Below are 26,946 nucleotides of genomic sequence, written 5' to 3'. Positions count from 1 at the left end.
CGCTCGGAGCGGGGTGGCCGGCTCTGGACAGGGTGCCGGCTGTCACGCCGGGCGGGAGGCGAGATCGGGTGCCGCCTCGGCGGCGGGCAGGCGGGGTACGGCGGTGACCAGGTCGCGGGTGTAGGGGTGGCGGGGGCGGGAGAACACCTCGTCCACGTCTCCCTCCTCCACCACCCTGCCGTCCTTCATGACCAGCACGCGATGGGCGAGGTGGTGGACGACGCCCAGGTCGTGCGAGATGAACAGCAGCGCCGTGCCGTCCTCGGCCTGGAGGTCGGCGAGCAGGTCGAGCACCTGCGCCTGGATCGAGACGTCGAGCGCGGAGACCGGTTCGTCGCACACGAGCACGTCGGGGCGCGGGGCCAGGGCGCGGGCGATGGCGACGCGCTGGCGCTGCCCGCCGGACAGCTCCCTGGGGTGACGGGCGGCCGTCTCGGGCGGCAGGCCGACACGGGCCAGCAGTTCCCGCACGCGGGCACGCCGCTCCGCCCGCCCGCCGGCTCGCAGCGGCTCGGCGATCAGGCGTCCGGTGGTGTGACGGGGGTCGAAGGAGTCGAGGGGGTTCTGCGAGATGAGCTGGATCCTGGGCCGGAACGGGCGCCGCCGGCGTTCCGGCAGGGCACTCCACGCCTGCTGGTGCAGGGTGACACTGCCCTCGTCGGGGGTCAGCAGGCCGAGGGCCAGGCGGGCGAGCGTGGTCTTGCCCGAGCCCGACTCGCCGACGATTCCCAGGGTCTCGCCGCGGTACAGGGTGAACGAGACGTCGTCGACGACATGGCGGGGACCGTACGAACGGGACAACCCGGTCGCCGCCAGCACCGGCGCGGGACCCGGACCTGCCGCCTGGACGGCGGACTCCGGCGCGGAAGCGACACAGCCCCCGTCGGTGGCGCGGGTGCGCTCGGTGGCACGGGTGCCGGTGGTGAGGCGAGTGCCCCGGGAGGAGGCGGACGGGACGGCTGCCAGCAACGAGCGGGTGTAGGCGTGTGCCGGTGCCGCCAGCACCTCGCGGGCCGGGCCCTGTTCGACGACCTGGCCGTCCCGCATGACCAGGACGCGATCGGCGATCGAGGCCACCACGGCCAGGTCGTGGCTGATCAGCAGCAGCGCCGTGCCCGCCGCCTTCCGTCCGGCCAGCAGGCGCAGGATTCCGGCCTGTACGGTGACGTCGAGCGCGGTGGTGGGCTCGTCGGCGATGATCAGCTCGGGAGCGGCCGCGATGGCGGAGGCGATGAGCACGCGCTGCCGCAGCCCGCCCGACAGCTCGTGGGGACGCTGCCCCGCCCGCAGGGCCGGCTCCGGTACGCGTACCGACTCCAGCAGTTCCAGCACCCGCTCCGCCCGGCGCGCCCGGGGCACCACGTCGTGGGTGGTCAGCACCTCGGCGATCTCCGCGCCCACCGTCCTGAGAGGGTCGAGCGAGACCAGCGCGTCCTGGAGGACCAGCCCGGCGAAGCCCCCGCGCAGCCGCCGCCAGTCCCCCGGCCGGAAGCGGAGCGCGTCCCTGCCCGAGATTGTGAACGCCGACGCCCGCACGCGGGATCCCGGACCTGCCAGGCCCAGCAGGCTGCGGGCGGTGACGCTCTTTCCTGAGCCCGACTCCCCGACGATCGCCACGCACTCTCCTGGGGCGATCGAGAGTGACACGCCCCGCACCACCTCGGCCGCCCCGAAGCTCACCCGCAGGTCCTCGACGGCCACGAGCGCGGACGACGAGGCGGGCGTGCTCGTGGAGGCGGGCGTCTCCCCCGCCGTCGGCGTGGCGGAGGGTTCCACGTCCGGTGGGAGCGCGCGGGTGGGATGCGCTCCCGGTCCGGCGGGCCGGGCGTTCGCGTCGTGGGCGGTGGTCATGCGGGCGGGGTCCTTCCTTCGAAGCGGCGCTGGAGGCGGCGGCCGGCGACCGTGAGGCAGGCGACGGTCAGCGTGATCGCCAGGCCCGGGAACAGCGCCTCCCACCAGGCCACCCGCAGGTAGTTGCGGGCCTCCGAGAGCATCGCGCCCCACTCGGCGGCCGGGGGCTGCGGGCCCATCCCGAGGAAGCTCAGCCCCGTGCTGGCGATGACGGCCCCGCCGAGCCCGATCGTGGCCAGTACAGGGATCGGTCCGAGCACGTTGGGCAGCACGTGCCCGGCGGTGATCGCCAGGCGGGAGCGGCCGAAGGTGAGGGCCTGTTCGACGTAGCCGGAGCGGCGGACGACGAAGGTCTGGGCGCGGATCACGCGGGCGTAGTTCGGGATCTGGGCGACGGCGATGGCGAAGATGACGTTCCCGGTGCCGGGGCCGATGATCGCCACGATGAGCAGGGCCAGCAGCAGCTCGGGCAGGGTGGACAGGACGTCGAACGAGCGGGCCAGGGCCTCGTCCAGCCACTTGGGGGACAGCCCCGCGGCCAGGCCGAGCAGCACGCCGGCGGTGACGGCCAGGACCGTGGCCGCCACGCCGATGCTGATGGAGTGCCGGGCTCCGTACACGACCCTGGACAGCACGTCGCGGCCGAGGTGGTCGCTGCCGAACCAGTGCTCACCGCCCGGAGGCGCGAGGGCGCGCAGCGGGTCGGCGGCCAAGGGGTCCGCGGAGGCGAGCAGGCCAGGCGCCGCCACGGCGACGGCGAGCAGGACGAGGACGGCGATCGGGAGCAGCACGCCCAGCGACACCGGCCACCGCCCCTCCCCCGTGCCGCGCCACGCCGGCGGCCTCCGGGCCGCTTCGGGTCCGTGGGTCGAGGTGGGTGCGGTCATGGGGTCAGCCTCGGATCCGGGGGTCGATGGCGCGGTAGGCCAGGTCCAGGATTGTGCTGATGACCACGTACACGACCGCCGACAACAACACCACCGCCATCACCACCGGCATGTCCCGCCCGGTGACCGCGTCCATCGCCACCCGCCCCAGCCCCGGGCGCCCGAACAGCACCTCGGTGATCACCGCGCCCCCGAGCAGGGTGCCGGTGAACCAGCCGGCCAGCGTGACGGCGGGGATCAGCGCGTGCCGGAGCGCGTGCCGGGCCACGAGCGCGCGTTCGGTGAGCCCGCGCGCCCTGGCGGTGACCGCGAACGGCTGCTCCAGCGCCCGTTCGAGGCCGCCCCGCAGCACCTGGCCGAGCACGCCGGCGATGGGCAGCCCGAGCGCGAGGGCGGGCAGCACGAGCGCCCGCGGCCCGGCGGCTCCCGAGACGGGGAACCAGCCGAGCGTGAACGAGAACACCGACAGCAGCACGATCCCGATGAGGAACGGCGGCACCGACACCGCCACCAGTTCGGCCGCCGAGGCCGCGCCGCGTGCCGCCCGCCCGCGGCCCGCGGTGAGGAGGGCGATGAGGCCGGCCAGCGTCACGCCGGTCCCGGCGGCGGCGAGGGTGAGCTGCGCGGTGGGCCCGACCTGGGTGGCCAGGATCTCGCCGACGCCCCGCTGCAGTTGGTACGACCGCCCGAGGTCCCCCTGGACGAGCCGCCACAGGTAGGACAGGTACTGGACGATCTCGGGCCGGTCAAGCCCCCACTCGCGGACGATGGCGGCCCTGATCTCGGGCGTGTCGGCCCCGTCGCCGACCAGGATGTCCACGGTGTCGCCCGGCGCGAGCAGCAGGGCCACGTACGAGGCGGTGGCGGCGGCCCACAGGACGGCCAGCCCGGTGCCGAGCCGTTTGATCACGTCTCGATCCGCACGTCGTACGCGGAGGCGGGGGTGCCGGAGGCAGGGTCGAACCCGAGCCCGCGCACGCTCTTACGGGCCGCGATCTGGTCGGCGGGCACGTAGATCGGGAAGACGATCGCCTTGTCCCGCACCACGGCCCGCTGCACCTCGGCGTAGAGCTTCGCCCGCCGCGCCTGGTCGGAGCTGGAGCCGGCCTCGGCGATGGCCTTCTCCACCCCCGCGTCCGCGTAGTGGGTGCGGTTGAGCGCGCCCTTGCCCGGCAGGAGGAGGTTGAGCGCGGCGCCGGCGTCGGAGTCGCCGCGGGAGTTCTCGAAGATCTCGTACGCGTCGTCCTCGACCGCCTTCTGCGCCGTCCCGGTATCGACGATCTTGACCTGGAAGTCGATGCCGGCGTTCTGCTTGACCTGGGCCTGGATGGCCTGGGCGAGGACGTCGCGCCGGTCGCGTACGTAGGCGGAGGCGGCGACCGTGCGCACGCTCAGCCGCCGGCCGTCCTTGACCCGGTAGCCCTCGGCGTCGCGCTGCTGCCAGCCGGCCTGGTCGAGCAGCGTGTTGGCCTTGGCCACGTCGCCGCCGAACGAGCCTTCGAGCCCGGCGTCGTAGAAGGGGCCGGCCTTGCCGATGACGCTCCACGCCCTGGTGGCGGTGTCCCGGTAGACCGATTTCAGCACCGCGTCCACGTCCACGGCCTCGCGGAACGCCTCTCGTACGCGCTGGTCGTCGAACGGAGGGTGCGAGGTGTTGAAGTAGTAGGTGAAGGCGGTGCCGGAGTTGAGCGCGCTCCGCAGGGTGAGGTCGGGGTCGCTCTTGATCAGCCCGGCCTCGGTGGCGGGGACGCCCTCGATGACCTGCACCTGCCCGGAGGTGAGAGCCCCGACCCGCACGGCCGCCTCGGGCAGGAACCGGTAGGTGACTTCCGCCAGATGGGCGGGGCCCTGGTGGGCGGCGCCGGCGGGCGGCCACCTGTAGGCGGGGTTGCGGCGGTAGTGGATCTCCTGGCCGGGCACGTAGCGGTCCAGGATGAACGGCCCGGTGCCGACCAGGTCGGGCCCGCCGAACTTCAGGTCCTTGGCGCTTTTCAGCGACTTCGGGGAGATCTGCCCGGCGTAGGGCGAGGCGAGGAAGTCGAGGAAGAGGCCGTCCGGCTCCTTGAGGGTGATCCGCAGCGTGGTCGGCGAGACCACCTCGGCCTCCTCGAACGCCCGTAGCTGGATAGCGGCCACGGCGGGGTTGTAGCCCTCGACCTTGAACTGGTCGAGGTTGGCCTTCACCGCGGCGGCGTCGAACCGGGTGCCGTCGTGGAAGGTCACGTCGTCCCGCAATTCGAGGGTGTAGGTCAGCTCGTCGTCCGACACCTGCCAGGACTTGGCCAGCCACGGCTGGAAGGAGCCGTCCTTCGCCCGTGACAGCAGCGCGTCGAACTGGTTGAAGACGAGCAGCCTGACCTTGTTCTGCGACCACTGCTGGGGGTTGAGCGTGATCGGCTGGGTCTCGACGGCCCAGGTCAGGCCGGTGGGCGCGGCCTCCTCGGCGGCCGGCGCGGAGCCGCAGGCGGCCAGCGTCACGGACGCGAGGAGCAGGACGGTGGAAAGGCGCTTCACGGGCGGTCCCAGGCTTCGGCGAGCAGCTCGTACGAGCGCGCCCGATCGTCGTGGTCGTGGGTGATGGTGGTGACGAGCAGTTCGTCGGCCCCGGTCACGCGGCGCAGCGTGCGCAGCCGCGCCACGACCTGCTCGGGGGTGCCGGTGAACTGGGTGTCGACACGGTCCTTGACCAGCTCGACGTCCTCCCGGCTCCACTCGTGGGCGGCGGCCTCGGCGGGAGTGGGGAAGCGCATGGCGCCGGCGCCGGTCCTGATGCTGCGCACCCACAGGGCGTAGGGGGAGGCCAGTTCGCGGGCCCTGGCCTCGGTCTCGGCGACGACGACGTCGGCGGAGACGATGACGTACGGCTCGGCCAGGTCGTCCGACGGTTTGAACGCCTCGCGATACGCCTCGACGGCCTCCAGCACACTGGAGGGGCTGACGTGGTAGCCGGCCGCGAACGGCAGCCCGCGCTCCCCCGCCACCTGCGCGCTCTGGCCGCCGCCGCTGCCGAGGATCCACACCTCGACGTCGGCGCCCTCGCCGGGGACGGCGTGCGCCTCGTGTGCGCCGGCCAGGAAGGCGAGCACGTCGTCGATCTGCCCGGCGAAGTCGGGTGTCTGCGCGCCCGGCTGCTGGAGCAGGGTGGCGTGGTGGGCGAGATGCGGGTGCTTGGCCAGCCGGGAGAAGTCGAACGGGGGCGGGATGAGCAGCCCGTCCACCGTTCGCGCCTGGGGTGGCTCCGCAGGAGGGGTCGCCGCGGCGAGTTCGGCGCGGCGCCGGCCCGAGCGGCCGATCCCCAGGTCGATCCGCCCCGGGTGCAGGGCGTCGATGAGTCCGAACTGCTCGACCACCGACAGCGGCGTCTGGTGCCCGAGCTGCACGGCCCCCGACCCGACCCGGATCGTCGTGGTGGCGGCCGCGATGAGCGCGATGAGCACGGCGGGGGCCGAGCTGGCGACGCCGGGCGCGAAGTGGTGCTCGGCCAGCCAGTAGCGGCGGTAACCGGCCGCCTCGGCGCGCCGGGCCAGGTCGATGGAGTTGCGCAGCGCGTCGGCGGCGCTCTTCCCCGAGGAGATGGGGGCGAGGTCGAGGATGGACAGCGTCATGAGGCTCCTCGGGCTTCGGGGAACGGCCGGCTCGGGATCTCGGCGCGCAGCACGGGCGCGATCTCGGCCTGGAACAACTCCAGCGTGGCTCGGTGCTGGGCGGGGGTGAGCCCGTCGGCGTCGGCGTGCAGGTGCATGACCTCGTGCCCGAACCGCTTGTGGTAGCGCAGGACCTTGTCGATGATCTGCTGCGGGCTGCCGACGAGGATCGAGCCGCGCTCGATCGCGTCCTCCAGGGTGGGGAAGACGATCGGCAGGCCCAGCCCGCGCTGCAGCGCCACGCGGGCGTCGAAGATCGGCCGGTACGCGGCCACGGCCTGCTGCGAGGTCGGGGCCGCGTAGAAGCCGGCGGACCCGGCGCCGACCAGCGCGTCGGCCGGGTCGTGGCCGTAGTGGGCCCAGCGCTCGCGGTAGTGCTCGATCAGCTCGGCGTACGGCTCGATCGGGTTGGTGACGTTGGCGGAGAACAGCGGGTCACCATAGCGGGCGGCCAGGTCGACGGACTCCTTGCTGGTGGCGCTGCCGTGCCAGACCCGGATCGGGCGTTGCAGGGGGCGCGGCCAGGTCTCGGCGTCGGTGAGCGAGGGCCGGAACCGGCCGCTCCAGGTGACCTTGTCCTCCCGCCACAGGCGGCGGAACAGCTCGTACGACTCCCGGTTGCGCTCCCACTGGTCCTCGGCGGTGACGTGGAACAGCTGGGCCTGGGCCGCGCCGTTGCCCTTGCCGATGATGAGGTCGAGCCGCCCGTCCGACAGGTGGTCGAGGGTGGCGTAGTCCTCGTAGGCGCGGACCGGGTCGAGCAGGCTCAGCGTGGTCACGGCGGTGAACAGGCGGATCCTGGATGTCCTGGCCGCGATGTGGCTGAGCACGACGGGCGGCGAGGAGGAGATGAAGGGGCGCTCGTGCCGCTCCCCCACGCCGTAGCCGTCGAAGCCCAGCTCCTCGGCCAGCACCGCGTTCTGGACGACCTCGCGGAAGCGTTCCGTGGCCGAGCGTTCGCCGGTGTGCGTGATCAGGGTGATGAGCAGGAACTTCATCGTGCCTCCGCGTAACGGCCGGCCGGGCGGGGCAGGCCGAGCAGCCCGCGCAGCGTGCCGGCCTCGTACCGGCTCCTGAACGCGCCCCGCCCGCGCAGTTCCGCCGTCAGCCCTGAGGCGATCTGCCACAGGTCGTACGGCACCGCCCCCGGCCGCAGCCGGAAGCCCTCGATGCCGGCCCGCCGCCACTCCAGCAGCTGATCGGCCAGCTTCCGCACGGTGCCGGTGAAGATCGCGGCGTCGGAGACGAACTCGGCCCCGTCCAGCTCGTCGAGGCGGGCCTTGCGGGCGGCCGCGTCGTCGCCGAGGAAGACGACGAGGTCGGCGAAGATCTTCAGCTCGCCGGACAGCCCCCTGACCTCGTCCACGATGGCGCGGGCGTGCTCGGCCGAGTGCGGGGTGACGAAGACGACGTCCGCGCCGGCGGCGGCGAACTCGTACGGCAGCCGCGCGTGCGCGAGCGCGGTCACCACCGGCTGTCCCTGCGGCGACCTGGGGGTGATGGAGGGCCCTCGGACGGAGAAGAACGGCCCGTCGAAGTCGATGTGGTGGAGCTTGTCGCGGTCGATGAAGCGGCCGGTGGGCACGTCCCTGATCTCGGCGTCGTCCTCCCAGCTGTCCCAGAGCCGCCGGGCCACCTCGACCGCGTCGGCGGCCTCGGCGAACAGGGCGCGCACGCGCGGGTCGGCGGACAGGTCGGGAACGCGTGACAGGTCGAGCGGCGGGAACTGCCTGCGGCCGAAGTGGCGGGCGTCGGAGGCGCGCACGGAGACCTGCGGGCGCCATCCGGCGCGCCCGCCGCTGACGTGGTCGAGGGTGGCGATGCCGATGGCGACGTGGAACGGCTCGGTGTGCGTGGTGGTGGCGGTCGGCACCAGGCCGATCCCCCGGGTGAGCGGGGCCAGGCGGGCGGCCAGCAGCACGGCGTCGAAGCGCCCGCGTACCTGGTCGACGCGGTCGTCGTCGCCGTCGGGCAGGCTCGACTGGAGGCCGAGCGCGTCCTCGATCGTGACGAAGTCGAGCAGCCCGCGCTCGGCCTCGGCGACGAGCCCGGCCCAGTAGCGGGCCGAGAACAGCGCGCGCGGCGCGGCGCTCGCCTCGCGCCAGGCGGCCGGGTGCCAGCCCGCGCCGTCCAGCGCGGCGGCCAGGTGCAACGTCATGCCAGCTCCAGGTGTTCGCGCAGGGTGGTGCCGGTGTAGTCGGAACGGAACGAGCCGCGCTCCTGCAGCAGGGGCACGACGCGGTCGACGAAGTCGTCCAGGCCGCCCGGCGTCAGGTGGGGGACGAGGATGAACCCGTCGGCGGCGTCCCCCTGCACGTGCTCGTCGATCTGCCGGGCCACGGACTCGGGGGTGCCGATGAACGTCTGGCGGCCGGTCACCTCGATGACCAGTTCGCGGATCGTCAGCCCCTTCTCCTCGGCCAGCGCCCGCCACTTGGCGGCCACGGCCGCGCGGTCCTTGATCGGCACCCGTCCCTGGGAGACGCCCTCGTCCAGGTCGGGCTCGATGTCCGGCAGCAGCCCGTCCGGGTCGAAGGCGGACATGTCGCGGCCCCACACCTGCTCCAGGAAGGCGATCGCGGTCTGCGGCCCGACCTGCTGCCGCCGGATCGTGGCGGCGTTCTCTGCGGCCTCGGCCTCGGTCTCGCCGAGCGCGTACGTGACGCCGGGCATGATCTTGAGCTGGTGCGGCTCGCGGCCGTGCCTGGCCAGGCGGCCCTTGACGTCGGCGTAGAAGCGCTTGCCCTCCTCCAGCGTGCCGTGCCTGGAGAAGATCACGTCGGCGGTGGCGGCGGCGAACTCCCTGCCCTCGCCGGAGTCGCCGGCCTGGATGATGACCGGGTGGCCCTGCGGGGCGCGGGGCAGGGTGAAGCGGCCCTCGATGGAGAAGTGCTCGCCCTCGTGCCGGACGGTGCCGACGGCGCCCTCGCGGACGAACCGGCCTCCAGCCTGGTCGGCGAGCACGGCGTCCGGCCGCCAGGAGTCCCACAGCTCGCGCGACAGGCGCACGAACTCCGCGGCCCGGGTGTAGCGGTCGGCGCGGTCGAGGTAGCCGCCGCGGCGGAAGTTCTCGCCGGTGAAGGCGTCGGACGTGGTCACCACGTTCCAGGCGGCCCGGCCGCCGCTCAGGTGGTCGAGCGTGGCCAGGCGCCGGGCCAGCTCGTACGGCTCGTTGAAGGTGGCGTTGACCGTGCCGGCCAGGCCGAGCCGGCCGGTGACGGCGGCCAGGGCGCTGAGCACGGTGAGCGACTCGGGCCGCCCGACCACGTCCAGGTCGTGGATGCGGCCCTTGAGCTCGCGCAGCCGCAGCCCCTCGGCCAGGAAGAAGAAGTCGAACTTGCCCCGCTCGGCCGTCCTGGCCAGGTGGGCGAAGGAGGCGAAGTCGATCTGGCTGCCGGATCGGGGGTCGGCCCAGACGGTGGTGTTGTTCACGCCGGGGAAGTGGGCGGCCAGATGGATCTGCTTGCGGCTCATGGCAGCCGCTCCATGGGTCGGGTCACGCTTGGCTCCGAGGTGCTCAGTCTTCTGGATGCGGGAGGAACCGGCCGAAGCGGCCCTGGTGGTACAGGAGGGGGCGGCCCGGGTTGTGCGTGGTCACCTCGGCGACCAGCCCGACCACGAGGATGTGGTCGCCGACCTCGGCCGTCTCGTACGGCAGGCAGACCAGGTGCGCGGAGACGTCCTGGAGCAGCGGCGCGCCGAGCGGCCCCGGCCGCCAGCGGGTGGGCGGCGCGAACCTGTCGATGTTCTTGCGCGCGAACCTGGAGGCCACCTCGGCCTGGTCGCTGGCCAGGATGTTGACCGCAAAGTGGTCGGCGGTGCGCAGCCAGGGCCAGGTGGAGGAGGACTGGTCGACGTAGAAGGAGACCAGCGGCGGTTCGAGGCTGACCGAGGAGAAGGAGGTCGCGGTCAGCCCGACGGGGACGCCGTCGTTCTGGGCGGTGATGACCACGACGCCGCTGGCGTGCACGGCCAGCGCTCTCCTGAAGTGCTCGGCTTCGACGGCGCGGTCGGGCAGGGTGTCCGTCATGCCCGGCTCCTCCTCTCGGATGCGTGGCGGGCGGCCATGAACCTGGTTGAGATCACGGAGTCTGTTCCTCACGAAGAAGGGCGCGCTCAAGCGGCGCTGTGCATGCGCGGCGAGCGCGGGCGGAAGGGTTCGTCAGCGGAGCGTGGACGGCGTCGGCCACGCCGGAGCACGAGGGTGAAGGGCGGGCGGGGGCCGCGCCGCCGGCTACCGGTCCGTGATCAACGACACTGGGCGCTGGCGACGTGGCAGCAGTCCACGTGCGGGCGTCCGGTCAGGAGGAATCCCTGGCTCATGTCAACGACGCTAAGCCGCGATCCCCGATAAGTCAATATTTCCTACTGGTTTTGAGGGAAATCACAGAGGGAGTCCCGCGTACACCCTCGTCGCGTTGCCCGCGAGCACGGCGGCGGCCACCTCGTCCGGCAGCAGCCCGGCCACCGCTCGGGCGTTGGCGGCGGTGCCGGGGACGCCCGGCCAGTCGGTGCCGAAGATGCACTTCCTGGCCAGCCGGGCCAGGTCGAAGCGGGCGTAGTACTCGGGCAGCCGCTTGGGCGGCAGGCCGGACAGCTCCAGCCAGACCGTCTCGTTGGACAGCGCCAGGAAGGCGGCCGCGTCGTACCACCAGCCGCGCCCGCCGTGCGCGAGCACCACGTCGAGCCCTGGGAAGTCGCGCACGACCGGGATGAGGAAGGCCGGGTCGGCGTTCTCGTTGGCCGAGCCGGGGAAGGTGCTGGTGCCGCAGTGCACGACCAGCGGCACGCCCTGCTCCTCCAGCACGTGGTAGGCCGGGTAGAGCGCCGCGTCGTCGCAGCGGAAGCCGCCGTGGACGGGATGCAGCTTCAGCGCGGCGGCGCCGAGGGCGAGCTGCCTGCGCACCTCGGAGGCGAGCGGGAAGTGCAGGTGCGGGTTGACGTTCGCGACCGGGCGGAACCGGGACGGATTGTGCTCGACGATCGGCAGCAGGTCCTCGAACGCCTGCGTGCCGGTGGCCTTCGGGCTGTATTCGCACAGCAGCAGCGCCACGTCCACGCCCTGGGCGGCGAACAGCTCGTCCAGGCGGGCCGGACGGGGACGGCCCTCGGCGTCCCAGACGTCCTCGATCAGGCCGTCGGGGCCGAAGTCGCGGGCCCAGCGCAGCCAGGCGGGCTTGAGGGTGCCGAGCACCGGCACGTGGACGTGGGCGTCGATGAGCGGCGTGCCGTCGAGCATGCCCCGTACATTACGCTCTACACAGCCGCCAGGGATCGGCGGAGGTTTGTAGCACGTGAACGGAGCCCACATGACCCAGGGCGAGACGCGGGACAGAGCGTCGGCGGGAGCGCGTTCGCTGCTGCTGACCGTGCTCGGCGAGTTCGTCCTGCCGCGCGGCGGCGAGGTCTGGACGGGCACTCTGGTCACCGCGCTGGGCGCGCTCGGCGTCGAGGAGAAGTCCGCCCGCCAGGCCCTGTCGCGCACGGCCGCCGAAGGGCTGCTCGGCTCCGCCCGCCACGGCCGCAGGGTGCGCTGGAGCCTGACCCCGGCCGGCGACCGGCTGCTGCGCGAGGGCACCGAGCGCATCTACGGCTTCATGCGCGGGCCGCACGACTGGGACGGCCGCTGGCTCGTGCTCACCGCCGGCGTGCCGGAGTCGCAGCGGCGGCTGCGCCACCGCCTGCGCACCCGGCTCACCTGGCTCGGGCTCGGCTCCCCCTCCCCCGGCCTGTGGGTGATCCCCGACGCCTCCAAGGAGGCCGCCGTCCGCGAGGTCGTGCGCGAACTCGACCTCGGCGACCGCGTCTTCGCCTGGACGGGCCCGTCGGCCGGGATCGGCGACCCTGCCAGGCTGATCACGGCCGCGTGGGACCTCGCCGACGTGGAGAAGCGCTACCTGGCCTTCATCGAGCGCTTCGCGGGCGTCACGGCGGCCACCGGCCGGGAGGCGTTCGTCAACCAGGTGCGCATCGTCCAAGAGTGGCGCCGCTTCCCGTTCCTCGACCCCGACCTGCCCGCCGAACTGCTGGAGCACGACTGGCCGGGGCCGAGGGCCGCGGCCGTCTTCCACGACCTGCGCAACCGCTGGCACCGCAGGGCCCAGGCGGAGTGGGACACCATGGACGGCGAGGCGGGCGCGCGCCCGTAAGACACTCTACGGCTTCTCGACGCCGCGCCGGCCGTATGTCGCCGGTCCTCTGGACCGCTTTCAGTTCTTGATGCCGGTGAGCGTGACCCCCTCGATGAAGTAGCGCTGCAGGAAGAAGAACAGGGCGATGATGGGTGCGATCACGGCGGCGGAGGCTGCCATCAGGTATCCCCACTGGGTGAGGTACGTGCTCTGGAAGGAGGCCAGGCCGAGGGAGAGCGTGTACTTCTCCTCGTCGTTGAGGTAGAGCAGCGGCCCGAGGAAGTCGTTCCACGTGCCGATGAAGGTGAAGATCGTCACCACCACGATCGCGGGCTTCGACAACGGCATGACGATCGTCCAGAAGACCCGCCACGGCGAGGCCCCGTCGATGTAGGCGGCCTCGTCCAGCTCGAACGGGATCGTCAGGAAGAACTGCCGCAGCAGGAACACGTTGAACACCCCACCGCCCGCGCCGGCGAACCAGCTCGGCACGGTGAGCGGGACGAACGTGTCGAGCGCGCCCAGCTCCTGCCACATCACGAACGTCGGGATGAGCGTCACCGCGTACGGCAGCATGACCCCGCTCAGCAGCACCGCGAACGCCACGTTCCGGCCCCGCCAGCGCAGCCGGGAGAAGCTGAAGGCGGCCACCGAGCAGGTCAGGACCGTGCCCAGCACGCTGATCACCGCGATGATCACCGTGTTGACGAAGTACAGCCAGAACGGCTGCGCCGTGAGCGCCTCGGTGAAGTTGTCCCACTGGAACGGCGACGGGATCCACTCGGGCGGCGCGATGAACATCTGCGCGTCCTGCATGAGCGCGCTGCGCACCAGCCAGACGAACGGCAGCAGCGTGGGCACGGCCCCGGCCACGAGCGCCACGTACAGCAGCGCCTTGCCGAACCTGCGCGGCCGGCGCGGGCCGGCGACCGGGGCGACCCGCGCGGTGCGCGGCGGCGTTTCCAGCGCGGTCATCGGGCTCCCGCCATCTCGTAGTAGACCCAGCGGCGGGCGTTTCTGAACAACAGGAACGTGATCACCACGATGATCATGAACAGGACCCAGGCGAGCGCGCTGGCGTAACCCATCTCGCTCTCCTTGAACGCCATCCTGAACAGGTAGTAGACGTAGAACAGCGTGGCGTTGTTGGGACCGCCCTCGGTCATCACGTACGCCTGGTTGAACACCTGGAAGGTGCCGACCACGCCCACCACGAGGTTGTAGAAGATGGTGGGCGTCATCATCGGCAGCGTCACGTGCCAGAAGCGCCGCCAGGGGCCGCCGCCGTCGATCGAGACCGCCTCGTACAGGTGCCGCGGCACCCCTTGCAGGCCGGCCAGGAAGATGACCATCGTGTTGCCGAAGCCCCAGGTGCTCATCACGATCAGCGACGGGATCGCCATCGCCTCGTCGTAGATCCACTGCCCGGCCGGCAGCCCGGCCTGGCGCAGCAGCGAGTTGAGCAGCCCGAAGTCCGGGTTGAAGATCCAGATCCAGAGGACCACGTTGGCGATGGCGGGCACGAGCGTGGGCAGGTAGAAGATGGTCCGCCAGATCGGCAGCCCGCGCACCTTCTGGTTGAGCAGCATGGCGACGGCGAAGGAGACGATCAGGACGAGCGGGACCGCGCCGAGCGTGTAGTACGTGGTCGCGCTCAGCGACGTCCAGAACAGCTCGTCGGCTGCCAGCTCGGTGTAGTTGCCGAGCCCGATGAACGACGGCGAGCCGCCCACCTGCCAGTCCGTGAGGCTGAACACGAGCGAGGCCACCATCGGGCCCGCCGTGAAGATCACGAACCCGAGGATCGCCGGGAGCGCCATGAGCAGCCCCCAGCGCCGCTCCATGCGGCGCTGACCTGACAAGCGCTTACCCGGCGGGCGTTCGTTCGGCGGGCGTTCGTTCGGCGGGCGCGGGCCCGAGGGGCTCCGCCGGGTGTCCGGCATGTCACGGCTCCTGGACGTGCTGCCAGCCCTGCAGCATGCCGGTGATCTTCGGGCTGACCGCCTTGAGCACCTCCGCCGCGGGCCGCTTGCCCGACTCGATCTCCTGCAGCGCGGGGGTGAGCACGTCGCTGGAGATGGCGGACAGGTTCTTGACCCGGTTGCGCAGGTCGGGCACGCCGTGGTCGCGGGCGTAGTCGACGACCGCCGTGCGGAACTCCGGCGGGTGACCGTCGTTCTTGGTCCAGGAGTCGATGGCGGCCTGGTCCTCGTAGTACTTCTTCTCCTGCGGCATCCACAGGCCCTGCTTGTACAGGTCCACGTACTGCGGGTCGATGTGGAAGGCGAACAGCTCGACGGCCTCCTCCACGTGCTCGGTCGTGCTGAACACCGAGGAGGCGCCGGCGACCTGGGAGGTGGTGAACGGCTCGGCGTACTTCGGCAGCACGCCGATGCCGTAGTCGACCTTGCTCTCGTTCATGTCGAGCAGGCTCCAGTGGCCGTCCACCACCATCGCCACCCGCTTGGTCTTGAGCAGGATGTTCGTGCCCGGCACGTCGTCGCCGGTGGCCGCGAGCTGGCCGGGGCCGGGGGCGACGCGGTGCTTGTAGACGAGGTCCTGGAGGTTCTGGAAGACCTGGATCGCCTCGGGGGTGTCCAGCAGGCACTTCTTGCCGGCCTCGTCGGCGAAGTCGGCGCCGTTGCCGCGCAGGAAGCCGTACCAGGCGGCGGCGTAGGTGAGGCTGATGGAGATGCCGAACTGCCTGACCTGCTTGGGGTCGAAGCCGGACTCGTCCGGGTGCCTGCCGTTCTGGTCGACGGTGAGCTTGTAGGCGTTCTCCACCAGCTGGTCCCACGTCCAGGCCGAGGAGGCCACGGCGGGCGGGGTGGCGGCGCCGGCCGCCGCGATGGCCGACTTGCTGTACCAGAGCAGCTCGATCTCGTTGGCGGTGGCCACGCCGTGCAGCTTGTCCTGGCCGTACCAGAGGTAGGCGTCCGGCAGGTAGCCGGCCAGCTGCGGATACTTCTGCAGGTACGGGAACAGGTTGACCAGGTTGCCCTGCTCGGCCAGGCGGAACGACATCGACATCGGCACGTACCCGAGGTCCGGGGTGTTGCCGCCGGCGACCAGGCTGTTGAGCTTGACGTCGTACTCGTCGGGGGTGAAGACCGGCTTGACCTTGATGTCCTGGTTCTTCTGCTCGAAGGACTTGAGCATCTTCTCGACGGCGGCCTTCTCGAACGTCGAGCCCCAGTACATGAACTGCAGCTGCGTCGATCCGGCCGCGCCCGTCCCTCCGCCGGAGCCGCAGGCGCTCACGCCGGCCGCTCCCAGGGCAGCCAGGGAGCCCATTCTGAACAGGTCTCTTCTCTTCATGCGTGCGTGTCCTTACGCGAGGGGTGTCCAGACCCGCATGACGCCGCCGTCGCGGTTGTCCCACTGGTAGTAGGGGACGGCCACGGCGGTGGTGGGGGCCGGGAGGCTTTCCGGGGGTGCGGTGCCGTACGGCAGGCCGTCCGGCGGGGCGGGAGGCAGGCGGACGGCGTCCGCCTCGATGAGCACGGTCCTGCCGATGCCGGGCAGGTCGCGCTCGACGGCGCGCAGCTGGGCGTCCGGGGTGAGCGCCAGGTCGTCGAGCTCGCCGTCCTGGTCGATCTGCTCGAAGCAGTAGACGAGCGGGCCGCGCTCGATCGCGGCGCAGCCGCGCAGCGCGTCGATCTTGCGGTGCGGCAGCACGAGCCTGGGCGTCATGTCCAGGTCGAGGGTGAAGGTGTCGCCGGTACGCCAGTCGCGCCGGATCCCGGCGTAACCGTCGGCGTCGGGGATGAGCTCGCCCGGGGCACTCCAGGCGGGGACGCGCAGCTTGAGCGTCCACTCCCCGCCCGGCGTGTCGCGGACGGTGAAGCGGACCCGGCCGTCCCAGGGGTAGTCGGTCTCGACGGCGAGGGTGATGCCGCCGGCCCGGATGGTGCCGGGCACGTACTGGTGCACCGACAGGCCGTCGTCGTCGGTGGTGGCGACGTAGTGGCCGAGTGAGGCGACCAGGCGCATGATGTTCGGCGGGCAGCAGGCGCAGGCGAACCACTCCCTGCGCCGGCCCAGGTAGGCGTCCTCGAACAGGTCGGCGCGGCGCTGCAGCGGGTTGACGTAGAAGAAGCGCACGCCGTCGGCGGAGGTGGAGGCGGCGAAGGCGTTGTAGAGGGTGCGCTCGATGAGGTCGGCGTAGCGGCCGTGGCCGGTGGCCAGCAGCAGCCGCCAGTTCCAGTGGATGCTGGCGATGGCGGCGCAGCTCTCGTTGTAGGCGCGGTCGGGCGGCAGCTCGTAGCGCTCGCCGAACGCCTCTCCGTCGTGGCGCGAGCCGTGGCCGCCGGTGATGGCGGTCTTGGTGGCGACCAGGTCCTCCCAGCGCCGCACCGAGCAGGCCAGCAGCGTCTCGTCGCCGGTCTCGACGGCCACGTCCACCACGCCGGCCTCCAGGTAGAGCTGGCGCACGGCGTGCCCGGCGGCGGTGTCCGCCTCGCGTACGGGCAGGTGGTCCTGGGCGTAAAGCGGCCCGAGGCCGGTCTCGGCGATCAGGCCCCGGCCGCGGTTGTCGATCAGCTTGCGCGCCAGCTCCAGGTAGGAGCCCTGCCCGGTGTGCCGGTACAGCTCGACCAGGGCCGTCTCCACCTCGGCGTGCCCGTCGATGGCGTCGTCGCCGTCCACCAGGAAGCGCTGGACGAGCAGGTCGGCGAAGCGGCGGGCGACCGCCATGAGCTCCTCGCCGAGGCCGGCCCGCGCCGCGGCCACCGCGGCCTGGATGAGGTGGCCGGCGCAGTACATCTCGTGGCTGTACTCCAGCTCGGTCCAGATCTTGTCCGGCTTGACCATCTGGTAGTGCGAGTTCAGGTAGCCGTCGGGGCGCTGGGCGCGGGCGAGCAGCGCGGCCGTCTCCGAGGCGAAGGCGCGGTAGCCGTCGCCGGGCAGCCGGCCGTGCTCCCAGGCGACCGCTTCGAGCTGCTTGTACAGGTCGGAGTCCTGGAAGCGGAAGCCCTGGAAGGAGCCCTCGCCCTCGCCCGCGGCCAGCCGCAGGTTGGGCACGGCCCCCGACCTCTCCATCTGCTCCAGGCCGAGCGGGATGCCGGCCTCCCTGTTGATCCGCTGCCAGCGCCCGAACGGGCCTCCTTCGATCTCGACGTCGTCGATGCCCAGCGGTCGCTGTACGCCGGTGGAAGGTGCCAGCGGGCCGCGGACGCGGTCCGTGCGGTCAGACATCGCGCTCCCTGTGACTGGGAAGAGGTTTTCTCGCCGAAATGTAGGATGTGATACAGCACTAGTCAATAGTCCCAGCGTGTGCGGCGTATCTCGGTCGGCAAACGATTGCCTTTCCTTGCCCCGCCGTACGCCCGCCGACGAGCGTCCCGATGCCCGAAAACCTTTTCTTGCTAGTGCTTATCGCCGTTCGCTGCAACGCCGCAGGACGGCCTTCGCAGACATCTCCCTCTGGGTTTTGCATCCGAAAACCTTTCAGTTTTTTCGCCCAGCGCACCCGGAGAAAGGTTCCCCATGAGACGACTGGCCGCCGTGGCCGCGTTACTCGCGTCCTTCCTCGTCGCCGGCACCCCGCCGCCCGCTCACGCCGCTCCCACCGCGCAGGTCGTCGACCTGTGAAGACTGGTACAAGACCGACATCCAGGGCTCGGTTCTCGACGTGCACGGGCTCGTCATGCACGAGTACGGCCACGCGGTCGCCTTCCACAGCGGCTGGGCCGGGATGCGCTCGTACGTGGCCGGCGGCGGCAACGACCCCGACGTGGTGGCCTCCCAGGGCCGGGCCGTGCCCCTCGACGGCAGCTACCACATTCCCGGCGACCGGCCCTACTGGGACCGGCTCAGCGGGCAGAGCGGCGGCTGGAACCACCTGTTCCCCACCCGCAGGTGGATGCTGACCAAGCTGGCATTGCTGGTGGCGGAGAACGCGGGCTGGACGCTCAACCGCGACCTCACCCCGTTCCTCGAAGCGGCGATCACCACCACCTCGCTCCCCCAGGCCACCCCCGGCTCCGCCTACCGGCAGATGCTGGCCGCGAAGGGCGGCGTCCCGTTCTACGACCGGCAGGTCACCGGCGGCTCGCTGCCCGCGGGCCTCTCCCTCGACCGGTTCACCGGCGCGATCACCGGCACCCCCAGGGCGGCGGGCGCCTCCACCTTCACCGTCCAGCTCAGGGACTACGACCGGCTGAGCACCCCGGTGAGCAGGACCTTTACGCTCACGGTCGGAGCCGGCGGCGGCGCGAACCTGGCCGTGTCCGCCACCCCGCCGGCCTCCCACACCTCCGCATGGGAGAGCGTGGCGGCGCTGAACGACGGCATCGACCCGCCTTCGTCGAACGACACGGTCAACCGCCGCTGGGGCACCTGGCCGCAGACGGGCACGCAGCGGGCCGAGCTGACCTGGCCGTCGGCGCGGACGCTGCGCTCGGCCGAGGTGTACTTCTTCGACGACGGCCAGGGGGTGCGGCTGCCCGCGTCGTGGAAGCTGCAGTACTGGAACGGCAGCGCGTACGCCGACGTGCCCGGCGCGTATCCGATCGCGCTCGACCGGTACATCCGGGTGACGTTCGAGGCCGTGAGCACCACCAGGCTCAGGGTGGTGCTGCAGAGTGGTGCGGCGTCGGTCGGGCTGCTGGAGGTGAAGGCGTACGCGTGACGACCGCCGGCGTCGGCGAGTGCGTGCACCTCAGAGCGCCTGACGCCGGGACGGCCACCCGCCGGAGTGCCTGAGCGCGGCGCCGGGTCAGGCCCCTGAGGAGATCAGACCCGAGGAGATCAGGCTTCTGAGGGGGCCAGGCCCGTGCCGCCGAGCAGGTCGAGCTCGATCATCTCGGCCGACTTGACCAGCCGGAACGCCTCGGCGGCCTCCGAGCTGCCCCTGACCTGCGCGAGCGCGGCGTCGAGGTCGGCCTGGCTGCGCCACACCTCGGTCACCCAGACGGTGTCGGGCGCGTCGGTCTGCCGATTGATCAGGTACAGCTCACAACCGGCCTCGCCTTCCAGGCCGGCGGCGGCGGTCAGGAGGAGGTCGGCGAGCTCCTGGCCGCGGCCGTCCTGGGCGATGAACTTTCCGTAACGGGCTTGTCGGGTCACGGCGCCGAGCCTATCGGGCGCCGGTCAGTCGCCCGTTAACACAGTCGCCCGTGAACTCAGTCGCCCGTGAACAGGGAGGACGGCAGCGGGATGGCGGGGAACGGGTTGTCGGGCAGCAGGACGACCCGGCGCGGGTGGTCCGCCCGGCCGGCCGCGTCGAGGTGCAGCAGGGCCGTGCCGATGCCGGCCGCGCCGACCATGTAGCCGGTGTCGGCCGTCACCTCACCGGGCCGGAGCCGCCGGTACGCCTGGTACCAGCGGTAGCCCTGGCCGTTGTGGTCGGTGGCCCGGCCGATCAGGTCGGCGGCGAGCGTGCGGGCGTATTCGAGGTGGCGCTCCTCGCCGGTCGCGGCCCACAGCCCGGCGAACAGCTCGATCACGCCGGCCGTGCCGCAACACTGGCAGGCGACGTTCCAGTAGCCCTCGGTACGGCGCCTTGGCACCCCGCTGCTCACGATCCCGTGCGCCAGCCGTCCCGCCCACTCCAGGTCGCCGGGGTCGCCCGCCACCCGGTAGAGCTCGTAGAACATCCTGGCCACGCCCGCCGAGCCGGAGCAGAACCCGAGGTAGTGCAGGTCGCGGGCCTGCGGCACGTGGTGCGGGACGACCGCGCAGGCGCCGGTCACGTGGCTGACCTCGCGCACGAAGGCGGCGCCGCTGCGCGCGGCGCGCAGGAAGCGGTCCTCGCCCGTGACGCCGTACAGGCGGGCGAGCAGGAACGCGGTGCCGGACGTGCCGGCCAGGAAGCCCGGCGTGACGGCGTCGACCGGCAGGTCGGCGCAGTCGCCGAAGCGGTGGCCTGGAACGGGCAGCCGGGCGATGCGCCGCCCGGCCTCGACCGCCGCCTCCTCGTACGCGGGCACTCCGAGGTGGGTGGCGGCGCGGAGGAGGCCGAGGATGATGCCGCCCTCGCCGCGCTGCGCCGGGTCCCGCGACCACTGCACCCCGTCGCCCGAGCCCTGCTCCACGCCCCGGCGGACGATGAGGTCGGCGATGGCCGCCGCCTCCGCCTCGAACCCGGCCTCGCCGAGCGTCCAGCCGGCCTCCATGAGGGCGATCATGACGCCGGTCAGGCCATGGTAGAGGGTGAGGTCGTCCTGCTCGCGCCAGGTGGCGGCGAGCCGGCGGGCGCCGGCCCTGGCGTCCTCCAGGTATGCCTCGTGCCCGGTGGCGGTGGCCAGTTCGAGGAAGAACAGCACGATGCCGGCCGCGCCCGAGTAGAGGGACCAGGGCTCGGAGGTGACCGCCGAGGCTCCGCGCGCGTCGGGGTTGGCCAGCCAGCGCCGGCCGTGCTCGTCGTCGATCGCGGCCGACCTGATCCACCGGCCGGCCATGATGGCGGCGGTCAGCGGGGAATCGGCGCGGGCGCTCGACGCGCGCATCTCCTCGAGACTCATGCCCTTATTTTCCCATAGGTTGAGTAGGAATACTGGGAATTCCGGGATTTCGTGCAGTCACCCGGCGGCTTCGGCGGACCGTACCAGTATGGCGGCATCCCACCGCTCCGCCGATCCCGCCGCCGCCATCGTCTCGTCACCGTGACCCGTCACGATCATCCTCCATCGCGATCAGCTTTCTTCCGTCCGTCACGGCCGGCCGCTACTGATTGCGATGTCACGACATCTACCGCCACAGCGTCCGTTCTCACACACTGACCCGCCGTCATGGGCGGCCGTCTCCACGAACGGCCGCACCATGGACGGGCGCGTCACGAACGGCCTCGTCGCGGTCGTCGTCTGTCACGCCCAAGGCTCGCAGCAGGACGGCTCTTAGCTCGGCGTGGCTCGCGCCGCCGTCGAGCCGCTGTTCGGTCGCGATCCTGCCGTCGTCCAGGACGAGCACGCGGTCGGCCAGGGCGATGGCCTCGTCCACGTCGTGGGTGACGAGGAGCACGGATGGGCGGTGCTGCTCGTACAGGCGGCGCAGCAGGGCGTGCATCTTGAGCCTGGTCAGCGCGTCGAGCGCGCCGAAGGGCTCGTCGGCCAGGAGCAGGCGGGGCTCGCGTACCAGGGATCGGGCCAGCGCGACGCGCTGCTGCTCGCCGCCGGACAGCTCGTTCGGCCAGGCGCGCTCGCGGCCGGCCAGCCCCACCTCGGCCAGGCTCTCCCGGCCGCGCCGCTCGGCGCCCGGAGGCAGGCCGAGGACGACGTTCGGGAGCACCCGCTGCCAGGGCAGCAGCCTGGCATCCTGGAACACCACCGACACCTGATCGGGCACCTCGACCGTGCCCCCGCTCGTCCGAGGACCCGACCGGACACGTGTCCAGCCGCGTGCCCCGCCCGTCCGGCCGCCTGTCCGGCCGCCCTGACGACGGCCCGAATGGCCGTCCGTCAGGTCGCCGTCCAGGCCGGCCAGGGCGCGTAGCAGGGTGCTCTTGCCGGAGCCGCTGCGGCCGAGCAGGGCGACGAACTCGCCGGGCGCCAGCTCCAGGTCCAGCCCGTCGAGCACCGCCCGGTCCCCGTAGACGCGGGTCAGGCCCTTGACGCGGGTCAGCTCGCCAGTGTGCGCCGCCATGACAACGCCCTCCTCTCCACGATCCGCACCGCGGCGTCGGAGAACAGGCCGAGCAGCCCGTACAGGACGAGGCCGACGAGGATGACGTCGGTCTGCCCGTACGTGCGCGCCAGATCCATCATGTAGCCGATGCCGCTGGTGGAGTTGATGAGCTCGGCCACCACCAGGAACAGCCAGGCCGTCGTGACCGCGAAGCGCAGCCCGAGCAGGAAACCCGGCAGCGCCCCCGGCAGGACCACCTTCCCGATGAACGCGCCGCGCCCGAGGTCGACGGTCTCGGCCAGCTCGACGTAACGGCTGTCGATGCCGCGCAGGCCGTTGTGCGTGTGGATGTAGATCGGCACGAGCACGCCGACGGCGATGACGGTGATCTTCATACCCTCGCCGATGCCGAGCCAGAGGATGAGCAGCGGCATCAGCGCAAGCGACGGGATCGCCCGCTTGATCTGCACGGGCCCGTCGATGACGGCCTCGCCCCAGCGGCTGAGCCCGGAGACGAGCGCGAGCGCCAGCCCGAGCGGCACGCCGATCGCCAGTCCGAGCGCTACGCGGCCGACCGAGGCCAGCAGGTTGTCCTGGAGGCGGCCGGTCCCGGTCAGCTCGGCGGCGGTGCCGATCACGTCCCATGGCGGGGACAGGAAGCGCGGGTCGAGCCAGCCGGTGGCCGAGGCGGCCGTCCAGAGGGCGAGCAGCAGGAACGGCCCCAGCAGGAACCCGAACCTGATCCGCCGCCCCGGCCGCAACCGGCGGCGAGTCCGGACACGGGCGGGTATGGAAATGTGCCCGGTGCCAGCTCCGGAAGCGGGGCCGGAGTCGCGGGGTGAGTCGAGGAGGGTCATCGGGCACCGCCGCCGATCGCCTCGGCGCCCACGGCCTGGTAGCGCAGGTCGTACAGGTCCTGGGCCTTCAGCGGCGGGTTGCCCGTCTCGGTGGCCAGGATGTCGATGGTCTCCTGGTGCCTGGCGATGGCCTGCGACCAGTCGGCCGGGATGTCGGGCTCGCCGGCCAGCTCGACGAGATACTGCCCGTCGGCGGCTGTGAGGCCCTGGTCCTTGACGTAGTAGCCCTCGATCCACTCCTTCGGGTGCTCATAGACCCAGCGGGCGGCGCGGGCCCAGGCGGCGACGTACTCGCGGATGGCGGCGGCCTTGGCCGGGTCCCGGAGGGTGGCCGTGCGGACGTAGAGGTGGCCCGGGTCGTCGCGCAGCCCGTGGGCGATGGTGGTGGCGCCGTCCCTGCCGAACCTGGCGGTGTAGCGCTTGATGTTGACGCCGCCGATCGGCGCCACGTCGACCTGCCTGGAGGCCAGCGCGCTGGGGTAGACGTCGCCGGTGCTCGGCAGCTCGACGAGGGTGACGTCGTTCTTGGTCAGTCCCGCGTGCTTGAGCACCTTGAGCACGAGCGCGCCCTGAGCCTGACCGGGGCTGTAGGCGATCTTCTTGCCGCGCAGGTCGGCCAGGGTCCGCACGTTCACGCCTGGGGCGATGCCGAGCTCGTACGTGGGGTGTGTGAGGGGGTCCTTGCGGAACCTGGAGGCGACGATCTTGACGGGCAGGCCGGTCCAGTTCGCGTGGATGGGCGGGATCTCCGCGACCGCGCCGACGTCGAGGGCGTCGGCCCTGAACGCCTCGCTGGTCTGGGGGCCGCCGCTGAGATTGGCCCATTCGACGTCGAACGAGAACGTGTCGATCTCGCCCGACAACTGGAGCGCCACCTTGGTCGGAGGATCGCCGATGATCAGTTTGGTGCCGGCGGGGACGGTGGCCGGCAGCGGCGCGTCGGCGGCGAGGGTCGCCTTCCCGCTCTCGGGGGCGGCGCAGGCGGTCAGGAGGGCGATCAGGACGGTCGCGGCGAGCGCCGCCGGTCCTCTCGCGGCAGGTCTCTGGGAGGGGGCAGACATGTGGCTGGTCCTCTGGGGGTCGTCGCGGACAGGGGTGTTCGGCCCGTACGGGAGGGTGCGGGCGGATCGTTCCACTCTGTGATCAGCGACACTGCGCGCTGGCGACGTGACCGAAGTCCACGTGCGGGCGCCGGGTCAGGCGAAGGCCCTGGCTCATGACCATGAAACTACGAGCCCCGAGCCACTAAGTCAACATTTCCTACCAGATATACCTGATATTATGGCGCATGCCTACCGCCGGTGGCCGACGTTCCCGGAAAGGGTCGGGGTCGGTCCGCATGCGGGCCGGTCGGAGAAGCCGCTGGTCAGTCGGCGTGCAGGCGGTGGAGGTCGGCGAGGCTCTGGCGGTAGAAGGCGAGGTCGCTCTCCAGCTTCGCCCGGGTGAAGCGGCCGGGCGCGGCGTCGCGGGCCGAGCGGCCCATCTCCGTCCAGAAGGACGCGAGATCCGGCCCGTCGGCGCCCGCGTCGCCCTCGGGGACGAACTTGAGCGCCTCCGCGATGGCGTCGGCGGCGAAGGACCAGTCGGCGGCGACGGTGTCGAGCCCCTCCGGGTCGGACGGGTCCTCGGCGAGCAGGAGGCCGCCTTCCAGGGCCCTGCTCGCGTACGTGGACGCGATCAGCACCCATTGGCCGGGGTCGAGCAGCGCGCTCAGCCCCGTGCCGAACGTCGCCTCCGCCTGCCTGGCCGTCTCCTCCGCCTCGTAGGGGACGAGGACCTCGACGCCGCCGGCGCGCACCAGCCAGCCCTCGCTCCCGTCGGCGACCGCCGCCTGCTCGGAGCCGCCCGGCGCCACCAGGTCGAGATAGACGTACGCCTCCACGAGGCTCCGCGCCGGCCCCGGCCCGTCGGCACCGTGTTCCAGATCGTCTATGAGGCGGGGGGCGAGGCCGTCTCCCAGGCGGGGGTCCGGGCCCTGGCCCGGGTCGCGGCCTGGGACTTGGCGCCGAGGGTCGGGCCCGGGGCGCTCGGGGTCGTGATCAGGCATGCCGGGCCGCCAGATCGCGATAGGAGTCGCGGACGATCAGCAGCCGGTCGAGCCGGAACCTGCCGGGCTCGGCCGCGCGCACCTCCCGCCCTCGCGGCGACCAGAATCCGTCGTCGGGCACCGCCTCCGCTCCCGGCGGGATGAACTTGACGACCTCCTCCACCGCCGCGGCGGCCACCGCCAGCGTGCGTCTGGCCTCGGCCTCGTCGTCCACCGGCACGTTGCCCGCGGTCAGATCGGCCACCCACATCCACTCCCCCGCGTCGAGCAGTTGCGAGCGTTCCTGCCCCCCGAACGTCGGGTAGCCCGCCGGCATCACGGGACGCTCAGGCAGGCCGAAGACGAACTCCCTGTCCCTGCCGCACTCCCCGCAGACGCCGCTGTAACGGTTGGCCGGCCCGCCGGCGGCGCCGACGATCCCGCTCTCCCAGGTCGTGTCCACCGAGCCGCAGGTACATGGGTGCAGGTCGAGGTAGAGGTGGGCCTCATCCCTCGTCCGCGCTACCGCGAAGGTCATCTCCGTCTTCTCTCCTCGGGGGTGTGGTCGGGGTTCCCATCATGCCCGTACCCGGCCGGTCCTCGTACGCAGGCCGCACCCGCAGGGGCCGTCCGCGGGGCAGCGGCACTCCTCCTCCGGTGGCAGGAGGCCGGTGCCGTCGTTGAGGCGGCGCATCCGCTCCCAGTACGCGTGCCGCGCCGCGGGGCGGCGGCTCGTCTCCAGCAGCGTGGTCAGGTGCGCGGCCATGGGAGCGGGCACGAGGTGGAACGGGACGGTGGCGGCCAGGTCGCGCAGGACGCCCAGCCGCCCGGGGCGCTGGGCGGCGGTGGCGGTGCGGACCTGGCGCGCGGCCTCGTACAGCTCGGCCAGTCTGGCGTGATCGGCGGCCGTCAGGCCCATGGCCCGCGCCACGGCGCCGCCCCCCGTGGCGGCGGCGGCGCGCTCGTTCGCGCCGATCGTGCGGTGATCGTCCACCTGGAACGTCAGCACGCCCACGTCCTGAGCGGGCCCGTTCTGCGCGGTCCTCTGCTGAGCGGGACCCCCTTGGGCAGGCACCCCCTGGGCAGGCCCGCCCTGAGCGGCGGCGTCGGGGGGTGTTGCGCGGCCGGCGGGCTGGATCTCGACCGCGATGGGCGGGCGGCCGGGCACCTGGATGTCCAGCAGGCCGGGGCCGTGCGCGCGGACGCGGGCGCCCAGGAGGGCGGCGCCGCGTTCGAACGCCTTGGCGGCGGCTATCTCGGGCAGCGCCACGGGGCCGCGGATCGCCGCGATCTGCTCGGGGGTCAGCTCGCCCGCCCGCGCCAGGAAGATCGTCCTGGCGGCCGCGCCCGGCTGGTCCTCCGCCAGGCCCGCCCTGCGTACCTCGGAGCGCAGCTCGGCCGCGGCCGTCCTGGCGTCGGTCTCGGTGCCACCCAGCAGGGACGCCAGGGAGCGGCCCCGGCCGGGCGTGGGCTCCTGCCGCGTGACGGCGTCGATCAGGCCGCGGAGCCGGGCCAGCGGGCCCTCCTGTCCGTCGCGCGCCGGCCGGTGCGGGCCCGTGCCCCACGGCGGGGGCGGCGGGGTGTGACCGCGGCGCTCGATGTCGGCGGCGAGGGCGCCGATCGCCTCCGCCAGCCGCGACCGCGCGGCCGGGTCCTCCTCCGCCCGCCACTTGCGTGACAGGTGGGCGTGCTCGTCCAGGCGCAGCGCCCGGCAGTGGTCCGTGCCCTCGGCCACGTCGTGCGACAGCGACGGCCGGACGACCCCCTGCCGGGCCCCGGCCGCCGTCGCGGCGCTCGCCTGGGCGGCGTGCGAGATCTCGTGCACCAGCACCGAGGACACGACCTGCGGGTCCACCCTCGGCCCGATCCGCATGACGTGCGGGTCGGCGGCGGTGCCGGCCCGCAGGTCCGTACGGCCGAGCAGCCCGTCGCCCGGGTCCTCGACCAGCACCTGGACGTGCTGGTCGGGCGAGCCGGTGAACTGCA

24 protein-coding genes are annotated in these 26,946 nt (G+C 72.4%); 2 read left to right on the top strand and 22 right to left on the bottom strand.

Features of this window, described 5'->3' with window-relative positions; genetic code table 11:
• Positions 1–42: 42 nt before the first annotated feature.
• From ABFX54_RS39330 to ABFX54_RS39285, 10 genes are all read right to left on the bottom strand, one after another.
• Entirely contained in the window at positions 43–1,851 is a 1,809-nt protein-coding gene (locus tag ABFX54_RS39330; RefSeq protein WP_346111903.1) for a dipeptide ABC transporter ATP-binding protein, read from the bottom strand.
• On the bottom strand, positions 1,848–2,738 hold the full coding sequence (locus tag ABFX54_RS39325; protein ID WP_346111902.1) for an ABC transporter permease: 891 nt from the start codon (positions 2,736–2,738) through the stop codon (positions 1,848–1,850). Before ABFX54_RS39325 ends, ABFX54_RS39330 begins: the two co-directional genes overlap by 4 nt.
• Before the next feature lie 4 nt (positions 2,739–2,742).
• Entirely contained in the window at positions 2,743–3,648 is a 906-nt protein-coding gene (locus ABFX54_RS39320) for an ABC transporter permease (protein ID WP_346111901.1), read from the bottom strand.
• Positions 3,645–5,252, bottom strand: a complete 1,608-nt coding sequence (locus ABFX54_RS39315; RefSeq protein WP_346111900.1) for an ABC transporter substrate-binding protein — start codon at positions 5,250–5,252, stop codon at positions 3,645–3,647. Before ABFX54_RS39315 ends, ABFX54_RS39320 begins: the two co-directional genes overlap by 4 nt.
• Entirely contained in the window at positions 5,249–6,343 is a 1,095-nt protein-coding gene (locus tag ABFX54_RS39310) for an MsnO8 family LLM class oxidoreductase (protein ID WP_346111899.1), read from the bottom strand. The genes ABFX54_RS39315 and ABFX54_RS39310 overlap by 4 nt, the downstream gene beginning before the upstream one ends.
• Positions 6,340–7,380: an LLM class flavin-dependent oxidoreductase gene (locus ABFX54_RS39305; RefSeq protein ID WP_346111898.1), complete on the bottom strand. Its 1,041-nt coding sequence runs from the start codon at positions 7,378–7,380 to the stop codon at positions 6,340–6,342. Before ABFX54_RS39305 ends, ABFX54_RS39310 begins: the two co-directional genes overlap by 4 nt.
• Entirely contained in the window at positions 7,377–8,540 is a 1,164-nt protein-coding gene (locus ABFX54_RS39300; protein ID WP_346111896.1) for an LLM class flavin-dependent oxidoreductase, read from the bottom strand. The genes ABFX54_RS39305 and ABFX54_RS39300 overlap by 4 nt, the downstream gene beginning before the upstream one ends.
• A complete protein-coding gene (locus ABFX54_RS39295) occupies positions 8,537–9,856 on the bottom strand; it encodes an NtaA/DmoA family FMN-dependent monooxygenase (protein ID WP_346111895.1) in 1,320 nt (439 codons plus the stop codon). Before ABFX54_RS39295 ends, ABFX54_RS39300 begins: the two co-directional genes overlap by 4 nt.
• Before the next feature lie 43 nt (positions 9,857–9,899).
• Positions 9,900–10,412 (bottom strand): flavin reductase family protein, encoded by a 513-nt coding sequence (locus tag ABFX54_RS39290; protein ID WP_346111894.1) that lies wholly within the window; start codon positions 10,410–10,412, stop codon positions 9,900–9,902.
• A 354-nt stretch (positions 10,413–10,766) separates the two neighbouring features.
• Positions 10,767–11,621: an amidohydrolase family protein gene (locus ABFX54_RS39285; RefSeq protein ID WP_346111893.1), complete on the bottom strand. Its 855-nt coding sequence runs from the start codon at positions 11,619–11,621 to the stop codon at positions 10,767–10,769.
• Positions 11,622–11,691: 70 nt separating this feature from the next.
• On the opposite strand from ABFX54_RS39285, the gene ABFX54_RS39280 reads away from it, so the two are divergent.
• Positions 11,692–12,531: a PaaX family transcriptional regulator gene (locus ABFX54_RS39280; RefSeq protein WP_346111892.1), complete on the top strand. Its 840-nt coding sequence runs from the start codon at positions 11,692–11,694 to the stop codon at positions 12,529–12,531.
• A gap of 60 nt (positions 12,532–12,591) precedes the next feature.
• Here ABFX54_RS39280 and ABFX54_RS39275 read toward each other — a convergent pair whose 3' ends face one another.
• From ABFX54_RS39275 to ABFX54_RS39260, 4 genes are all read right to left on the bottom strand, one after another.
• Positions 12,592–13,488, bottom strand: a complete 897-nt coding sequence (locus tag ABFX54_RS39275) for a carbohydrate ABC transporter permease (protein WP_346111890.1) — start codon at positions 13,486–13,488, stop codon at positions 12,592–12,594.
• Positions 13,485–14,357, bottom strand: coding sequence for a carbohydrate ABC transporter permease (locus ABFX54_RS39270; RefSeq protein WP_346111889.1), 873 nt, complete (start codon positions 14,355–14,357; stop codon positions 13,485–13,487). Before ABFX54_RS39270 ends, ABFX54_RS39275 begins: the two co-directional genes overlap by 4 nt.
• Before the next feature lie 100 nt (positions 14,358–14,457).
• Positions 14,458–15,831 (bottom strand): extracellular solute-binding protein, encoded by a 1,374-nt coding sequence (locus ABFX54_RS39265; protein WP_346111887.1) that lies wholly within the window; start codon positions 15,829–15,831, stop codon positions 14,458–14,460.
• Positions 15,832–15,843: 12 nt separating this feature from the next.
• Positions 15,844–17,709, bottom strand: a complete 1,866-nt coding sequence (locus ABFX54_RS39260) for a glycoside hydrolase family 127 protein (RefSeq protein WP_346111886.1) — start codon at positions 17,707–17,709, stop codon at positions 15,844–15,846.
• 436 nt (positions 17,710–18,145) lie between these two features.
• On the opposite strand from ABFX54_RS39260, the gene ABFX54_RS39255 reads away from it, so the two are divergent.
• Positions 18,146–19,144, top strand: coding sequence for an Ig domain-containing protein (locus ABFX54_RS39255; RefSeq protein ID WP_346111885.1), 999 nt, complete (start codon positions 18,146–18,148; stop codon positions 19,142–19,144).
• Between the two features lie 119 nt (positions 19,145–19,263).
• On the opposite strand, the gene ABFX54_RS39250 is transcribed toward ABFX54_RS39255, so the two are convergent.
• From ABFX54_RS39250 to ABFX54_RS39215, 8 genes are all read right to left on the bottom strand, one after another.
• On the bottom strand, positions 19,264–19,581 hold the full coding sequence (locus ABFX54_RS39250; protein ID WP_346111884.1) for a putative quinol monooxygenase: 318 nt from the start codon (positions 19,579–19,581) through the stop codon (positions 19,264–19,266).
• 56 nt (positions 19,582–19,637) lie between these two features.
• Positions 19,638–20,978 carry a lanthionine synthetase LanC family protein gene (locus ABFX54_RS39245; protein WP_346111883.1) on the bottom strand — a complete coding sequence of 447 codons (1,341 nt, stop codon included), beginning with the start codon at positions 20,976–20,978 and terminating at the stop codon, positions 19,638–19,640.
• A gap of 265 nt (positions 20,979–21,243) precedes the next feature.
• Complete coding sequence (locus ABFX54_RS39240) at positions 21,244–22,095, bottom strand: ABC transporter ATP-binding protein (RefSeq protein ID WP_346111882.1); 852 nt, start codon at positions 22,093–22,095, stop codon at positions 21,244–21,246.
• Positions 22,071–22,934: an ABC transporter permease gene (locus tag ABFX54_RS39235; protein ID WP_346111881.1), complete on the bottom strand. Its 864-nt coding sequence runs from the start codon at positions 22,932–22,934 to the stop codon at positions 22,071–22,073. Before ABFX54_RS39235 ends, ABFX54_RS39240 begins: the two co-directional genes overlap by 25 nt.
• The gene (locus ABFX54_RS39230; RefSeq protein ID WP_346111880.1) at positions 22,931–23,995 is read right to left on the bottom strand and encodes an ABC transporter substrate-binding protein; all 1,065 of its coding nucleotides are present in this window, start codon (positions 23,993–23,995) and stop codon (positions 22,931–22,933) included. Before ABFX54_RS39230 ends, ABFX54_RS39235 begins: the two co-directional genes overlap by 4 nt.
• Before the next feature lie 305 nt (positions 23,996–24,300).
• Positions 24,301–24,816 (bottom strand): hypothetical protein, encoded by a 516-nt coding sequence (locus ABFX54_RS39225; protein ID WP_346111879.1) that lies wholly within the window; start codon positions 24,814–24,816, stop codon positions 24,301–24,303.
• A gap of 157 nt (positions 24,817–24,973) precedes the next feature.
• Entirely contained in the window at positions 24,974–25,498 is a 525-nt protein-coding gene (locus tag ABFX54_RS39220; RefSeq protein ID WP_346111878.1) for a hypothetical protein, read from the bottom strand.
• Between the two features lie 39 nt (positions 25,499–25,537).
• Positions 25,538–26,946: hypothetical protein (locus ABFX54_RS39215; protein ID WP_346111876.1), on the bottom strand; the 1,409-nt coding region annotated here is incomplete at its 5' end.

The sequence above is a fragment of the Nonomuraea maheshkhaliensis genome (assembly GCF_039529435.1).
GTDB classification, from domain to species: Bacteria; Actinomycetota; Actinomycetes; order Streptosporangiales; family Streptosporangiaceae; genus Nonomuraea; species Nonomuraea maheshkhaliensis.
Note: the sequence above shows the minus strand (reverse complement) of the source record. Positions and strands in the feature narration are given on the sequence as shown.